Source organism: Microcoleus sp., assembly GCF_049646505.1.
In the GTDB taxonomy this organism is placed as follows: Bacteria; Cyanobacteriota; Cyanobacteriia; order Cyanobacteriales; family Microcoleaceae; genus Microcoleus.
On the sequence record NZ_JBARVX010000287.1, the window covers coordinates 1 to 17,484 of the forward strand.

Consider the following 17,484-nt stretch of genomic DNA (forward strand, 5'->3'; position numbering starts at 1 on the left):
CCAATGCCCGCCCTATACCCGACAGCACCTCATGTTACTGAGAAATGCTATCCGGCGCGCGCAATGCACGCCTTACTTCCTGCGAACCTAACTGCGAACTTGATTGCGGCTGTCTAACCCAAGGCGATTTGACTCAGTGGACTCGTCCGAGTTGGCTGCTGTTTGGGCAGCACAACTGTAAACACGCTGCCCGTGCCGAGATTGGTGCTAATAGCAATCTCGCCGTTAAACGGTTTTAAAAGTTCAATACAAGTATAAAGTCCCAGACCAGTTCCTGTCGGTTGGCCTTCGGTTTTTTCCTCGCCTTTAGGCGGCTTTGATGTGTAAAAAGGGTCAAAGAGTTTTGATAAATCTTCAGGTGCTATACCGCATCCCGTATCTGAAATATCCATGTAGATGTTGGAGTCGTCTTGCCTGGTCGCGATAGTTAGTTCCCTGCTTTTCTTTTCCCACATAGCATCCATTGCATTATTAATTAAGTTATAAAATACTTGAGAAATGTAGGAATAGATTAAGGGAATGGTGACAATTTCTTCGTCATAAAAGTATTTTTTTCTAATTTTGTTTTTAAAATACATATTTCCTTCCAATAACTGAAGTTCTCGCTGCACTAAATCGTTGATATTCACAGGCTGCACATCTTGGTTTTGTTCTTTTCTGCTTTTCATCATCAGAGTATCCATGATTTGATTGATTTTTGTGACAGCTTGAAAAATATACTTAGTATAGTCAAAAAAAGAGTCTTCTTGAATTTTGGTGGCTTTTGTTTCAATCAAATCGACGCTTGTTTGGATTACTTGCAGCGGACTTTTGAGGTTGTGCACCATTCCCTGAGTCAAACGTCCGATGATTGCTGTTTTTTCCTGGTCGATCAATTGCTTGGTTTTTTGTTCGACAAGTCTTTCTAGGTTTTGGTTGAGGTGGGCGAGTTCGAGGTTTTTTTCTTCGAGTTTTTTTTGCAAGCTGCGGATTGTCAGGTGAGTTTCTATGCGGCTCAATACTTCTTCGTGCTGGAAGGGCTTGGTGATGTAGTCAACGGCTCCTGTCTGAAAGCCTTTTACTTTATCGAGGGTATCGGAAAGGGCGCTCATGAAGATGATGGGAATGTCTCGCGTTGAGTGGTCTGCTTTTAAACGCAGGCAAGTTTCAAAACCGTCAATTCCTGGCATCATGATGTCCAAAAGAATTAGGTCGGGATGGATGTATTCGATTTGCTCGATCGCACTTTCGCCGTCTAGAGCCACTAATACTTTATAGCCGTAATTCCTTAACAGCTCGAAAAGTACGTCGAGATTGGTTTGGTTGTCATCTACAATTAGTATGATGCTTCTTGCGGAATTCTTATCGTTCATATTCAAGGAAAAAATAAAAATTTTCGGGTTGTGAGTTGTGAGATCAATTCCGGTTGCACGGTCAGGTGGTTGTTGACTGTTAACTGTTGACTGTTGACTGTTGACTGTTGACTGTTGACTGTTGATTGTTAAGAAGGGCGGGCCCGCACCATCCACCGCCCCTACTGATTGTTGACTGTTGATTGTTAAGAGGGCGGGCCCGCACCATCCACCGCCCCTACTGATTGTTGACTGTTGATTGTTAAGAGGGCGGGCACGGGGGCACCTACTGACTGTTGATTGGCGGGTCGAAAAACTGAATGGTTGAGTGTTGACTGTTGACTCGATTTTATGATTCCGATGCCACCGAAAACGATATGAATTGTGACTTTAAAGTTGTGACTTTAAATCTGATTCAATGAATTTTATGCGGCTCTAGAAATCCGGTTGCTTCGTAAATTTTTCTATTTGGCGATCGCTTTTTTATGGCGGGCAGGATGCCTGCCCCCACAAGAAATTAGTTTTTTGTGGAACAGGCATCTTACCTGTTATTGAGAATGGCACTCAGGGCGCGAGATTTAACCGATTTTGAGTTATCCGTTAGCTACCTTCGATTTTAGGACAAATGTTGCTTTAAAAAGCCTCGAATTTGCTTGAGCTGAAATCCTTTAGTAAGTTGGCGCAGGTGATCGACGAAAGGCCCTAATGTCGGATCTGAATGTTCGAGTTTAGCAATTTCCTCCAGAAGAGCTTCAATATCGCCCATTGCAGCCAATCTTAACAAAAGCAAGACTGACTCTGAGCTAGGAGACACCATCGCCGTGTCAGCAGCAGCAATCTCAGATGATATTTTGGGAGTTTGAGCTTTGCGTTTTTTGATTTCTGTTCCGTCTTCGTAAATCCATTCTAGTTCCAGATGCAGGTGCAATAATTCTAAAAGCTCGTTAGTTTGAATCGGCTTGGTGAGAAAATCATTGCAACCTGCAAGTATGCTCTCTTGCCTAGTAGTCTCGTAAACACTAGCAGACAAAGCAAGGATAACCGCATCTTTTAATTCCGGCAACTGTCGCAGCAGTCTGGTAGCTTCCCAACCGTCCATTACGGGCATCAACAAGTCCATTAAGATTAGATCCGGTAAAAATTCCTGTGCTTTCTGCAAGCAGTCTTCGCCGTCTGTGGCTTGGGCAATTTCAAAACCCAAACGAGAAAGCATCCTGTGCAGCATGGCGCGATTTACTTCGTTATCGTCCACGATCAGTATTTTCCGGTGGCGGCCGCTAAAACCGACAAGCCGGCGTTTTTCTGGCGGGGCGGGGAGTTGAGAAGACTGGGCGATTGCGGGCAAGTCTAGATCCAACCAAAATATGCTGCCTTTGCCGGAGGTACTTTGGACGTGAATTGTGCTGCCCATCATTTTGACTAATTTTTGACTGATGGAAAGTCCCAGTCCGGTTCCTTCGACGAAATTGTTACGATCGCCCACTTGGTGAAAAGGCAAAAATATTTCTTCTAATTTATCGTGCCCGATGCCAATGCCAGTATCTTCGACTTGAAAGCGAATTTTAGCGACTGGTAATTGCTCTTTGTTTGCTGCTGCTATCGATTCGCGGGCTTCTTGCGTTCCCGGCGGCGTGTCTAAATTCGCGGTCAAATTGATTGTTTTAGCGGCAATTTCCGCTGTCAAACTCGAATTTGCGGAGTTGATTTGAAGAGATTTTTCTCCCCAATTTTCTGCATAACCCACCTTGAATGTCACGCCACCGCTTTGGGTAAACTTAACTGCATTGCTGAGCAAATTAATCAAAATTTGGCGCAACCTTTTTTCGTCAGCAAAAATGCAGTCTGGCAGCGCCGACACCTGCTCGTAATTAAAGGCAATTCCTTTTTGCTGCGATCGCATTTGGAACAAATCAACAATACTTTTAATAAAGCTGGCAAAATGCACGTTGTCCGGTGACAGTTCCATTTTGCTAGCTTCGATTTTTGAGAGGTCTAAAACGTCATTAATCAGTGTCAGCAGGTGGTTGCCGCACTGGTGAACGTTGTTGAGACTTTCCTGCTGTTCTGCGGTTAAGTTTTTATCCGGTTTGAGCAGTTGAATGTATCCTAAAATCCCGTTCAAAGGTGTCCGCAATTCGTGGCTCATGTTGGCGAGAAAGTCGCTTTTAGCGCGGTTGGCGGATTCGGCGGCTAATGCGGCTAATTGCAGGGCGGCTTCGGCAAGTTTTCGATCGGCAATTTCGGTTTGTGCTTGTTGAAATAGGGTCGATTGCTGGATCGCGATCGCCAACTGCACCCCCAATTGTTTCAGGCACTCTGCCTCCAATTTTTGCCAGGGACGCGGGCCCGTGCAGTGGTGGGCAATTAACAGCCCCCACAAGTTTTCGCCTTGCAAAATCGGCACTACCAGACTCGCTCTCACCTGCAGCCGAGCCAACAAACTCAAGTAACAGTCAGCGAGGCCGGCATTGTAAACATCATCTGTAGCTCTAATTCTGCCGTCTTGGTAAAGACTAACGTAGGAGCCCCCAAAACAGGGGTCATAAATTTCCATTCCTAGAATTTCTAGGGAACTTTCGCCTACCGACTCGACAGCGATAAACCCGCTCCAATCCGACTTGAATTGGTAAATAACAGTGCGGTCTACTTGCAAAAAATGCCGCACTTCTTCGACGGCTTTGGTGAGAATTTCTTCGAGATTGAGAGAAGAGCGAATTCGTTCCAACATGGCTACTGCCAAATGTTCGCGCTTTAATTGATGGCGCAAAAGTGCTTCTGATTCTTTGCGTTTTGTGATGTCGGTAATCACTGCAATTAAGCCGACCGAATTGCAATTTTTGTCTTTAATAGTGTCGGCTCGCACCAAAGCTATCACAGCTTCGCCGCTTTTAGTTTGCAGCGCAACTTCGCCGCACCAAGAGCGACCTTGGCGAATGTTTTTATAGATTTGTTTGTAAGTTTTAGGCCGGACATAAAGGGCGGTGCGATCGCCGAGTTCGTTGAGTTCTTCCACCCTGTAGCCGTAACGCTGAATGAAGGCTTGATTGTGGTAAAGAGAGCGCCCTTTCAAGTCGGCGATGGCGATCGCGTCGCTGGTACTTTCGACAGCTTGAGTGACTTGCAGCAAAGCTAATTCTGCTTGTTTGCGATCGCTGATATCCGTCATCGAACCCACCATCCGCAGGGGGTTTCCGGCTTCATCCCACACTGCTTGAGCGCGGGCTAGCACCCACTTGTAGCTGCCGTCTTTGCACTGCAAGCGGTATTCGGCGGCGTAATTGGGGGTTTGGCGATCGAGATAATCTTGGATCGCTGCTAGCACTCGATCGCGATCCTCTGGATGGATGCGATCGATCCATTCGCTGTTGCAATTGTCGATTTCGCCACCTGAGTAACCGATAATTTCTTGCCAGCGGGCCGATCGAAAAGCTTGATTTGTTTGAAGATTCAAATCCCAAATGCCGTCTTGATTGCCTTTGAGAACCAACTGCCAGCGTTCTTCGCTTTTACGCAATTCTTCTTCGGCTTGTTTGCGCTGAATGTGAGAACCCAACTGAATCGCTACCGCCTTCACCAATTCTACTACACGCGGTTCCATAATCGATCGGTCGCGCTTGCAGAATATTAAAACAGCCAGCACCTGTGAACTAGCGAGAATTGGCACTCCGAAACAAGCTTTCAATCCGATTGCTGCCGCCATTTGCGATCGGGCAAAAAATGAATTATTGACTGTAGAAATATCTTCAATCCATTCTACCTGTCGGCTTGACCAAATCCGTCCCGGCACTCCCACTCCGGACGCGAATCTAATTTTCTTGCTTTCGGTGCCGAACCGATCTAAATCGCGATCGCTAGCATACCAAGTTTTGCTGTGTTCCAAAACAGTACCATTAGCTGCAGGTATCCAAGCTTCCGCAAAATTCCAGCCGATCGCACTGCACAACAACCGCAGAATATCAGGGAGGGCGCTGTGAAAATCTGCCGACTGACTAATTGCTTGAGTTGCCGCCAGCAACAGCTTAATTTCATCTTCTGCTTGCTTGCTTTCAGTAATATCAGTTCCCGTACCGAGAATTTGTTTTAACTTACCCTCTGCTGTTTTAGCAAATACAGTATCTCGGCTGACAATCCAGCGCCAAGAACCATCCTTGTGCCTGACGCGGTATTCAATTTCAAATATATCTCCTTCCAGGCCCGTTTCAACTTGCTGTAAATAATCAGGCATTTTGACAGCATCTTCCGGGTGGATTAAACTTGAGAGCATCCAAGGGCCGATCGCCAGAATCTCCTCTACCGTATAGCCGAGAACGTTGTAGATAGAAGCATTCGCATAGAGATTTTTTTGTTCTATTAAGTCGCAAACATACAAAATATTAGGACTTGCCTCAGCAATTCTAGCCCCGAACCGCTTGCTATCTTGTAACTCTGCTTCAGCTTTCTTTTTCGCAGCAATATCGCGAACAATGCAAATTAATTCGCCGTCTGGCAGGGCTGTCAGCGAGATTTCTTGAGGAAATTGAGAGCCGTCCAGGCGGCAGCCCAAGGCCTCAGTGCTGCAATAACCTTGCCGCGCTAAAGTCGGCATAATTTCCCGCTCAAACCTTGCAAGTTCTGCACCTTCATAAAATATTTTCCAACTTTTACCCAACATTTCTTCCAGGGAATTGTAACCGTAGATTTTGAGTTGAGCTGCGTTGGCATAAATCAGCTCTCCGCTGGAATTAACAATGCCGATGCCTTCGGAAGCTGCGGCCATTGCTGCGGCTTGTCGCTGGAGTTTTGATTCAAAACGTTTGCGATTGGTGATGTCGCGGACGATCGCGATAATTTCGTCTTCCGTGCAGAACACAATTCTCGCTTCAAAATCGCGCATTTGGCCGTTGACAGGCAATTGATATTCTACGATTTGAATTTCGCCATCATCAACAACTTTTTTGTTGTATGACAATATTTTATCGGCAAAATTTGCCGGAAATATGTCTTGTGCTTTTTTGCCTATAAATATGTTGTTTCTCGGTACGATGGTGCGGAAATCTTTGGCAGGTTTGAAGTCTACAAAAGTGCCGTCTGCTCGGCAGCGAAACATCATGTCAGGTATCGCATTTAAAAGAGCGCGGTTGGTGGCTTCGCTTTGGCGCAATTCAGCTTCGGCTTGTTTGCTCAATGTCACGTCGCGGCACACTGCATAAATCAAACCTTCTTCAGCAAATGGTGATGCCGTCCACGACAGCCATTTATAACTACCATCTCGGCAAAGATAGCGGTTTTGTAAATTAATAACTGGGTTGCCCTTTTTAAGTTTTTCTACTTCAGCTATAGTTATTGCTCGGTCTTCGGGATGCACGAATTCTATAAAAGGTTGGGCTAAAAGTTCGGCGCGGCTGTAACCCAATACATTTGACCAAGCCGGGTTTAAGCGTTTGAAATAGCCGTCAAAACCTGCAATGCCAAGTAAATCGAGCGAGATATTAAAAAAGCGATCGCGCTCTTGCTGGGTTTGTTTTAATTCGGTGACATCCATCACCAAACCGTCCCAAATTATATCGCCGTTGGCTTGTTTTTCCGGTTTCGCGGCGCCTTGCAGCCACTTCACCTTACCGTCGATAGTTTGCCGCCACTTATGCTGCCAAGGTTGCAGAGTCGTTGCTGAAATTTCGATCGATTGTTCAAAGCCTGTGAAATCATCTGGATGAATTGTTTCATAAGTCAAGTTTACATTTTTTTCTATTTCTTTCGGTTCTAATTGGTAAAGATTTCTACTGCCAGAAGAAACATATGTAAAATATTTTATATCACCAACATCTATGCGAAATTGATAAATCATTCCCGGCACGTTGGCTGCCATCTTATCAAACCTAGCTTCGCTCTGTTCCAAAGCTACTTGTTGGCATTTGTACTCGGTGACATCACGAATTGTTCCCACTAACATTTTACTGCTATCAGTTGTTTTGAAAACGCTTTTTTTGATCGATATAATGCGTTTTTTGCCGCTGATGTTGGTAAATTGTTTTTCGGTTTCAACAGAAATGCCAGTTTTCAATACTTCTTCGTCTTCGCAATCGAAAAAATTGGCTTGTGCTGCGGGTAAAAACTCGTATCCCGACTTACCGATCAGTTCTTCTCGCCCTTTTCCCATCAACTCGCAAAAAGCGTCGTTTAATACCACCCACCTGTGCCGATCGTCTTTGACAAAAATTGGGTCTGGAGTAGCATTGATCGTGTGATTCAAAAACTCTTGTGATGCTTTGAGTTCAGCTTCGTAGCGGTAGCGGTCGCTCACGTCCAAAATTACTTTAATCATTCGGTCGATCGAGCCGTCCCGGCAGCGAATGCAGCGCAGGGAAACTCTCGTATAAACTATTTTCCCGTCTTTTCTGCGCCACCTTTTATCTAAAACATATCCCTCGCTTTCCCCTGCCAAAATTTTATTTAACTGCTCTAAACTCGCCGGCCAATCTTCAGGAAAACCCCACCGATCCCAATTTCCGTGCAGAAGTTCTTGGCGGTCGTATCCCAGCAAATCGCACAAAGCGTCGTTAACTTCCAACCACTCGCATTTTTCGACTTCGTGAGAAAAAATTGGAGGAGCAATAATGGCAATTCCGACTAGGGAATTTTCGACTACCGAGCGATATTTTTCTTCGCTTTTTTGCAAAGCTTCTTGGTTGTGCTGCCGCTCGACTGCGTAGCGGAGCGATCGCATTAATAATTCGCTGTCAATTTTTCGCTTGACTAAATAATCCTGAGCTCCTGCTTGGATTGACTTCACCGCTAGTTCTTCATCGTTGCGGGCAGTCAATACGACGATCGGAGTATTGAGGCTGTATTCTTGTATCTTGACAATTGTACTCAAGTCTTGGCTGTCGGGCAGGGAAAGGTCTAGTAGAATTACATCAAAATGTTCGCCGCTCAAAAGTTGCTGCGCTGTGCTGAGACGGTCTGTACAGCTTACAGAAAGCCTTTGGGGTTCGGCTTTGCTGAGATTTGTTTCTAATAATAATTCTTCGATCAGCTCGGCTTCGGCTTGATTGTCTTCGACCAAGAGAACTTTAAAGCCGTTTTGCTTTCCGGTTGAGCTCAAAACTGATATCATACACCTTGTTTTTTGTCATAAGGTAGTCGAGGTAACTATTATAGCATGAAAATAATTGAATGCCAAAAAGAACGCCGTTTAAAGTTAAAAAATCTCTATTTTAACAACTACAATGCTCTCAAAAGACTGTGTTTGCGTTCTAAGTAAGTTAAGCCAATCAGAAATAAAATTTTTACGGTTTTGAAAAGCTCGGTTTTTTGAATAAATAAAGCTGCTTGGTGTGGTGTTTTTTGGGCGATCGCCCAAAAAGCCGATCGCGCGATCGAAACCCGCCCTTTCTTGCCTTTCGATCGAGCTACCCGCACAATCCCAATCGGTATCCCCCACCGCAGGGAGCGAGACCCCAAAAAAGCGACGGCAACTATCTTCGACATTCATCTGTTTACCAGTTGTTTTTATAATAGCTTACATAAATTCCCCACCGCCATTTCTTTACTTTTCGCAATCAAATAAAATTTGACCGCGACTCTTGCCATTTAGTAAAAAAGTGATACTATTGAAATAGAGACAATCAAAAAGCAGCCCGGATACAGCATCGAAAAAAAGCCGATATTTTCGCAATAAAAATACATTAGATCGTTCACAGTTTTTTGTTTTGCTGTCTTTCGCACCATCCCAAAAACGCAGACAAGCTTCCGACACGAGTCGCCAGCGGTCTAAAATTTTAGACCGAGGTTCAAGGTCGCAGATTCATCGCTAGAGTCAATTCTTCAATCTAAAATGTCAAATCTCAAATTGACTGACAGAACAGAGAGCGAGTTGAGAGGAAAAAAGCAATGCTAGAAAAATTAGCAGTTCAACCAAAACAAGTTTTACTTCCCAAAGCAGAAGCCTTAATATTGTGGTTCGATGAAGTCGGCATCGGCGACATAGCATTAGTAGGCGGTAAAAATGCTTCCTTGGGCGAAATGATTCAACAGTTAACCCCCAAAGGAATCAAAATTCCCAACGGATTTGCAACTACAGCCAGCGCTTACCGCTACTTCATCGAGTCGGCGGGTTTAGAAGTTAAATTGCGCGAAATTTTTGCCGATTTAGACGTAGAAGACATGCAGAACTTGCGACAAAAAGGCAAGCAAGCGCGGGCACTGATTCTCGACACACCATTTCCGCGAGAACTCGTCGCTGCGATCGCAGATGCTTACGAAAAATTGTGCGATCGCAGCGGCGACAGTACAGACGTAGCAGTGCGTTCCTCCGCCACCGCCGAAGACTTACCAGACGCGAGTTTCGCCGGACAGCAAGAAACCTACCTCAACGTCCAAGCTTGCGCTGGCGTGCTCGAATGCTGTCACAAATGCTTTGCTTCCACATTCACCGATCGCGCGATTTCCTACCGCCAACAGCGAGGTTTCGATCACTTTGAAGTCGCCCTATCAGTCGGCGTCCAAAAAATGGTGCGATCGGACTTAGCATCCTCCGGCGTCATGTTCAGCATCGACACCGAAACCGGATTCAAAAACGCCGTATTAGTCACCGCCGCCTACGGATTGGGCGAAAACGTCGTCCAAGGCACCGTCAACCCCGACGAATACTTCGTCTTTAAACCAACCTTAAAACAAGGTTTCCGCCCGATTTTAGACAAACGCCTCGGCAGCAAAACACTCAAAATGGTGTACGATATCGGCGGTTCTAAATACACCAAAAACGTATCGGTGATCGCAGCAGAAAAAAACAAATTTGCCATACAAGATGATGAAATTCTGCAACTAGCAAAATGGGCAGTCCTGATCGAAGAACACTACTCTCAAGTGCGCGGTACTTATACCCCGATGGACATTGAATGGGCAAAAGACGGCAATACGGGCGAATTGTTTATTGTCCAAGCGCGACCCGAAACAGTACAATCTCAAAAATCTGCTAAAGTTTTGCGAAACTACAAATTGCAAGGCATCAGTGAAGTTTTAGCAAAAGGACGCGCCGTTGGCGAAGCGATCGGACAAGGAAAAGCCCGCGTGATTTTAGATGTGCACAAAATCGCTGAATTTCAATCAGGAGAAGTTTTAGTTACCAACAAAACAGACCCCGATTGGGAACCGATAATGAAAAAAGCAAGTGCGATCGTCACCAATTCCGGAGGCCGCACTTGTCACGCCGCCATCATCGCCAGAGAAATGGGAATTCCCGCCATTGTCGGCACCGGCGATGCTACCCAAATCTTGCAAAACAAGCAAGAAATCACAATTTCTTGTTCGGAAGGAGATGAAGGCAAAGTTTATGCCGGTTTGCTGCCTTTTGAAATTCAAGAAACTGCGATCGACCATTTGCCCCGCACCCGCACTCAAATTTTAATGAATGTCGGCAACCCAGAAGAAGCCTTTGGTTTATCAGCAATTCCTTGCGACGGCGTAGGCTTAGCGCGGCTAGAATTCATCATTGCCAATCACATTAAAGCACACCCGCTGGCACTGATTCACTTTGACAAATTGGTGGATGAATCAGTCAAGCAAGAAATTGCCGAACTCACAGCACTTTACCAACACAAACCCGATTTTTTCACCGACAAACTCGCCCACGGAATTGCCACAATTGCCGCCGCATTTTATCCGAATCCAGTTATCGTGCGGATGAGCGATTTCAAGAGCAACGAATACGCCAATCTTTTAGGGGGGCGGCAGTTTGAACCGAAGGAAGAAAACCCGATGATCGGGTGGCGCGGCGCTTCTCGCTACTACGACCCAAATTACCGCGAAGCTTACGCTTTGGAATGCTTTGCATTAAAGCGAGTTCGCGACGAAATGGGCTTGACAAATGTGATTCCGATGATTCCATTTTGCCGCACCCCGGATGAAGGGCGAAAAGTGCTCGCCGAGATGGCAAAACACGGTTTAGTTAAGGGCGAGAACGGCTTGCAAGTTTATGTGATGTGCGAATTGCCCAGCAATGTCATATTTGCTGACGAATTTGCTCGGGTTTTTGACGGATTCTCGATCGGCTCTAACGATTTAACTCAGCTAACATTAGGATTAGACCGAGATTCTGCTTTAGTCGCTCAAATTTTTGACGAACGGAATGAAGCTGTGAAGCGGATGATAGAAATTGCTATTAAAGCCGCCAAAAAGTACGATCGCAAGATTGGAATTTGCGGTCAAGCGCCCAGCGATTACCCTGAGTTTGCTCGCTTCTTGGTTGAATTGGGAATTGATTCGATTAGTTTGAATCCCGATTCCGTTCTCAAGACTTTGTTGGATGTTGCGAAGGTGGAGGCTTCTAGTACATTGATGGATTTAGCGGCGGATGTTGCGAAGGTTTAACTCTTTTGGTTTTTGACAGAAACCGGGTTTTTGATACCTAGTCCTGTCAAATAACCGCGCTCGGATTTGTAGTGAGAACTTTAGTCCTCAGATATTTATGAGGACTAATATCAAATCCGGTAGCATCGGAATGATTCAGATATATATTCTCTCCCTCTGTGTACTCTGTGTTCTCTGTGGTTAAATCATTCCGATCCAACCGGAAACGATATAAAATCCTCACTACAAACCTCTCCAGAAATCCCCTCATCGGCGTTAACAGCACCCGCCACCAGCAAACGGTTAACGCAGAGGCTGCACAGTTTGAGACTTGTCCGGGAACTTTCCTGATTTAAAACAGTCTTTGGGCCGATGATTTTATGTTGCCGATCGCCTAAATTAAAAAAAATATTATTCACATCAGCTCACTAAATGTGCTAATTGCTCTCCTGATTATTTTCATAGGCTTAGTTCCGTCGCTGCTGTCTTTGTGGGTGATGCGCTCTGCCGAGAGACAAGCGCGAGATAGAATTGCAGCGGTTAGACTGGCGTTAGCAAACAGATCCCTGCCAAATCAACTAGCAACGGTCGATCGCACTTACGTAGAAGGCCTCGGTTATCCGATCGGCGATATCACTTGCGAGTATAACGCCCGCTCTAATTACATCCGCTGTGCGGTCAATCCTGCCGGGCCTTGCCTTGATTGTCGGTACTACCAAGCCAGAACTCTTGACGTTCGCGGTGAAAAGATATAGCTTGTATTGGGGCTGGTATCTACGCATATTTGCTGATGCAGTAATTAATAAGTTAGTATGTACTTACGTGTGAGGATTGTTGCTGGATCTTACTTCAGGACAAGCTCTGCCGAAACTCAGCAATTAAAATTTAATCGAGCAGTATTGCTGGGTTGAATTTGCTATAACGAGTAGACGGCGATCGGTGTACTTCTAATTGAGGACTTGCGCTCGGAAACCAGGTTTAGAGAATAAATCTGAGTTGGGTTGCGAGAAATCTAGGAAAAAAGCCGGTTTCTAGTCTCCTAGACGCAACTCGTGCAGTTGAAAAAATTAGCGAATAAAAATCGCAACAAGTAGCTGACGAACACATCTGCAAGTCGATTTCTCCAAAACATCATGAAAAAGCGTGCACAAACAATTGTCCATAGCATTGACCTCAAACACAAACTCGCTAGACGACTCTAAGTTGACGGTTTGACAAGTTGCTTGTTGGCTATACTAATCTGTTTTTGCACAGATGAACGCAGTCTCAAATCCTAATTGTTGTCTCCAGACTGCAACTGATAAATTTTTAAGACACCTCGTCGATACAGGGTATGTATATTTCAGTTGAATCACAGGTTTTGGACGCTGCCCGCTTACCGTAGCAATCCCATCTTTAATTAATTTCTGGTAGCGATTGCGAACAGGGCTGGTACGCCAAAACCCAAGAAACCGGCGGGTTTTTTACCGGGAGTGAGGGTTGCAAGGAAATCTTTTTGTCTGTCAAGCCCGGTTTGTAATTTCAAAAATGGTGAAATGTTTCGGCAAACAAAGTGCATTAGACGATCGGCAGAAACCTCATCAAATAAATTTTTGAGAATTCCTGTTATTGTCTGCTGCCAGATGTAAGAGGTTTGTATGTAAAAAATACACTCGCGCGTCTGAAAGCTGAAAGCACAATATCATCCTATAGAGAGATTATTGGGATTCAAACTTCCAATCCTCAGCGCTTGCGCCGACGATATTTGCAATGCTATCAAAGAGCAAGATAGCACAGCTTTGTGTTGAGAAAAATCCCCCTGCAGCTATCGAGCGCACTCGATCGGCAGAGCCTCTAACTCTGCAATTAAACCTTTTCTTCTGGTGATAAATATCATCTTGAAGCGAGGATGTTACAACAATTATTATTGAGGTCATTCTACCATGCAAAGCATCTGCAACAAACCAATTATCCCCAGCAAAAAAATAGGTGAGACCGCAAGCAAGGCTGGCGAAAACTCCCGAACCACAGCAACTAATCCTCAAAAAAAAATACCACAAGTAAATGCAGACAAGTATTTGCATTCCCCACAAATTGATGGCGGCGCAGAAATTGGGAACTCCCGCAGAGAATTTTTGCCAGCAACCGAACCGATCGGCTACCCGAATGTAAAAAATCTGCTGTTCGTCGATGCCAGAGTAGAAAAATACGGCAGCTTGGCAAGCGGAGCAACAGCAGGTACAGAAGTATTTATACTCGACTCGCAGCGGGATGGAGTCGAACAAATTACTAGAATTCTGGCTAATTGCAGCGATTTAGAGAGCCTGCAAATAATTTCTCACGGTAGAGAAGCCCAAGTGCAACTGGGCTCTGTTGCCCTGAGCAGCGACAACATAGAAACCTACAGCCATTTGTTGGAGCAGTGGGGAAAAGCCCTCAGCGAGAGAGGAGCTATCTTATTGTGCGGGTGCAGCGTCGCAGCGGGGGAAAGCGGCGCAGCCTTCGTGCGGCGGCTGGGCGCAATTACTGGTGCAGATATTGCAGCTTCCGACAACTTGACGGGAAGCGCGGCACTAGGCGGCGACTGGGAATTAGAATTTTCGACAGGAGAAATCGAGGCGAGTATCGCCATCGAAAAAGCAGTGCTCGAAGCATACAGCTACACGCTCGGCACATTAGTTAACGAAACTTTCAAGAACAGCACAGTCAGGGGGCCTTGGATTTACCGGGGAACAGGCGGTAGGCTGTTCGACCCCACCAGCACGGTGCCAGCAGTCGATCAACCTATCCCCGGCATTACCGGAGGCAGCGTATCCGGCATACTTCCGGCTTTCGGAGGGCGGGCTCCGGGAAATGGCGCTCTGCAACTAACTCCAGCAGCAAACCAGCGGGAAGCCTTCGTTATCTACAACAACCCCATTCCTTCAACCGACGGTATCAGAGTTAAGTTTGATATTTATTCCTACGGTTCAAGCTCGACAACTGCTGCTCCGTTCCCCGACGCCAACCGTATTGACGGTCAGCCTGGGGACGGCCTGGGTTTCTTCTTGATTGACGGCACCGCCAGCCCAACCAGACCAGGGGGTTTTGGCGGTTCTCTGGGCTACGCTCCGCAAAATGGGGGTGCTATCAGCGGTATTCTCGGAGGTTATCTGGGTATTGGACTTGACGAGTACGGCAATTTTTCAACGTCCACCGAAGGGCGATCGGGTCCGGCACCAGCTCCAATTCCCGGCTCCTCTCTTGGCGATTACAGACCTGATTCAGTAACGCTCAGAGGCAGGGAATCCAACAACTATCCGTTTTTAACAAATGCGATCGTTCCCTTCGGCATCGATAACATTCCGACGAGTATTACTTATACGGGTACTTTCAGCGATTTTAACTTCAGCAATACCTTCACGACCAATCGGGATGAAGCCAGAAGAGCCGTTCAAGTGACGCTGAATCCATCTAACGATCCGGTAGATCCCAATCGCCTCACCGTTGCCTTCGATACGGATTTTGACGGCATCTACGAAACTACACTGATCGACATCGACAACTTGGCAACCATCAACGGAACAGTACCGCGAAATTTTAAATTTGGTTTTGGCAGTTCCACAGGAACCGGCAACAACATTCACGAACTTCAAAACGTGGTAGTCGAGACGGTCAATCCTCCGACTATCTCGGCTGACGTGAGCACGATCAAGACCGGTCCGGAGTTTGTCAAGCTCGGAAGCAGCATTACCTACACGATTACTACCGTCAACGCCGGGCCAGCGCCCGCTACAGATGTCTTGATTCAAGACGAAATACCTTTTGAACTGCTCAGTCCTGGCGGAATGCCGCCAACAGTTCTCAATGTCTCCAATGGTGGCATTTACCAGAACGAAACAAAGTCTGTCACCTGGCCGTTAATTCCGGTTCTCAATCCCGGCGAGACTCTCACTTACAGCGTGACAGTTAATGTGCCGTCCACTGTAACCAGCAGCACTTTTTCCAACGTTGCATTCAGCAATAGCTCGACTTTCGACCCCGACCTCAGCAACAACAGCGGTATATACCCGGCGGGGCAAGTCTATGGGCCCGGTATCGTCTTTACGACAATTACCGATACGATCGCGGATGTAGTTACTACCAAAAGCGGCCCGGTGACTGCGGAGGCCGGGTCAACCATCACCTACCTGCTGAACACGACTAACAGGGGGCCTGACTCAGCCGCCAACGTGACCATCACTGACAGCATTGTTCCGGGTTTAACAGGAGTCAGCTTTTCCAACGGCGGAACCTATGACGCGCAAACCGGCATTGTCTCCTTTCCACCCGTGGCGGCGCTGGCAAACGGGGAGACTGCGACCCGCACCGTCAGTTTTGTTGCGCCACCCACCCTTAGCACCATCAGCAACACGGCTCGGAGCAGCTCGGCGACTCCCGACCCGAACAACCGCAACAACAACGGCTCCACCACCAACAAAGAGGGAACTCCCACTAACTCTAGTGTTACGACAACTATTACGCCCAACGCCGATCTGGCAACCACCAAAACCGGCTCTACCACCGCTACCCCCGGCAGCTCGGTCAGCTACAGCATTGTCACGCTCAACAACGGCCCCAGTCCGGCAGAATCCGTAACCATCACTGACAGCATCGTTCCCGGATTAACGGGAGTCACGGCATCGGGCGGCGGCGTTTACGATTCAGCCACAGGCATTGTCACCTTCCCACCCGTGGCGATCGCCAGCGCTGAGACAGTCACGCGGACGATCGGCTTCACAGTACCGCTGACAGCAACTTCCTTCAGCAACACCGCCAGAAGTAGCTCGATCACTCCCGACTTGACTCCCAACAACAACAACGGCACCAACCTCAACGCCACCGTGTCCACCAGCGTCAGTCCCAGGGCCGATATTATCACCCAAAAGACTGCTCCGGCCACCATCCGCGCCGGAGAGACGCTCACTTATACAATTACTACTAGCAACAACGGCCCTAGTACCGCGAGCAACGTAGTCATCACCGACACCCTGATTGCCGGCTTGACAAATGTCCTGGTGTCCGACGGCGGAACCTACAACGAAACCACAGGGACGATCGATTTCCCGGCGATCGCGACTTTAGCCAGCGGCAGCAACCAGAGCCGCACCATCAGATTTGTACCGCCACCGACGCTGACGAGCATCCTCAACGTTGTTGCGAGCCGATCGGACACTACAGACCCCGACCTGACAAACAACAACGGATCGACAGTCGCAGCGCCCGGTCAGCCGGGGGGACAAGTCATTACGGCGATCGATCCAGTTGCCGACCTGGTTACAGTCAAGAACGGTTTCACATCGGCTCAGGCAGGCAGTTCGGTGACATATACAATCACTACCTCCAACAATGGGCCGAGTGCTGCGGCAAACGTAGTGATTGCAGACACCATCATTCCCGGTTTAATGGGAGTCACGCCATCGGATAACGGCGTTTACGACCCATTGACAGGGATTGTCACCTTCCCAACAATTTCCAGCTTGCCTAGTGGCAGCAACACCAACCGCCAGGTAACATTAGTCCTGCCAGAAACGGGCAGCATCAAAAATACCTCCAGTAGCCGATCGACCACTTTTGACCCTGAACTGATCAACAACAACGGTTCCGAGCCCAGGGCCACTGTCATCACCACCGTCCAGGCGGGGCCAATACCAATACCGACTCCAACTCCGGGCGAGCCGACTCCAACTCCGGGCGAGCCGACTCCGACTCCGGGGACTCCGACTCCAACTCCGGGGACTCCGACTCCAACTCCGGGGACTCCGACTCCGACTCCGGGGACTCCGACTCCAACTCCGGGGACTCCGACTCCAACTCCGGGGACTCCGAC

7 protein-coding genes are annotated in these 17,484 nt (G+C 47.3%); 3 read left to right on the top strand and 4 right to left on the bottom strand.

The genetic code is table 11. The annotated features are described in order from the left end of the window. Positions 1–113 precede the first annotated feature (113 nt). From WBA89_RS15310 to WBA89_RS15320, 3 genes are all read right to left on the bottom strand, one after another. Entirely contained in the window at positions 114–1,508 is a 1,395-nt protein-coding gene (locus WBA89_RS15310) for a hybrid sensor histidine kinase/response regulator (protein WP_424407825.1), read from the bottom strand. A 439-nt stretch (positions 1,509–1,947) separates the two neighbouring features. Next, positions 1,948–8,424 carry a PAS domain S-box protein gene (locus WBA89_RS15315; RefSeq protein ID WP_424407827.1) on the bottom strand — a complete coding sequence of 2,159 codons (6,477 nt, stop codon included), beginning with the start codon at positions 8,422–8,424 and terminating at the stop codon, positions 1,948–1,950. Between the two features lie 107 nt (positions 8,425–8,531). Next, positions 8,532–8,798 (bottom strand): hypothetical protein, encoded by a 267-nt coding sequence (locus WBA89_RS15320; RefSeq protein WP_424407829.1) that lies wholly within the window; start codon positions 8,796–8,798, stop codon positions 8,532–8,534. A 402-nt stretch (positions 8,799–9,200) separates the two neighbouring features. Here WBA89_RS15320 and ppsA point away from each other — a divergent pair, with 402 nt between their 5' ends. Continuing rightward, positions 9,201–11,678: a phosphoenolpyruvate synthase gene (ppsA, locus tag WBA89_RS15325; RefSeq protein WP_424407831.1), complete on the top strand. Its 2,478-nt coding sequence runs from the start codon at positions 9,201–9,203 to the stop codon at positions 11,676–11,678. 185 nt (positions 11,679–11,863) lie between these two features. Here the strand turns inward: ppsA and WBA89_RS15330 are convergent, their stop codons facing one another. After that, positions 11,864–12,076 (bottom strand): hypothetical protein, encoded by a 213-nt coding sequence (locus WBA89_RS15330; RefSeq protein ID WP_424407833.1) that lies wholly within the window; start codon positions 12,074–12,076, stop codon positions 11,864–11,866. A 15-nt stretch (positions 12,077–12,091) separates the two neighbouring features. Here WBA89_RS15330 and WBA89_RS15335 point away from each other — a divergent pair, with 15 nt between their 5' ends. After that, positions 12,092–12,412 carry a DUF6464 family protein gene (locus tag WBA89_RS15335; RefSeq protein WP_424407835.1) on the top strand — a complete coding sequence of 107 codons (321 nt, stop codon included), beginning with the start codon at positions 12,092–12,094 and terminating at the stop codon, positions 12,410–12,412. A 1,167-nt stretch (positions 12,413–13,579) separates the two neighbouring features. Beyond that, a partial coding sequence (locus tag WBA89_RS15340) for a DUF4347 domain-containing protein (protein WP_424407837.1) occupies positions 13,580–17,484 on the top strand: 3,905 nt, incomplete at its 3' end.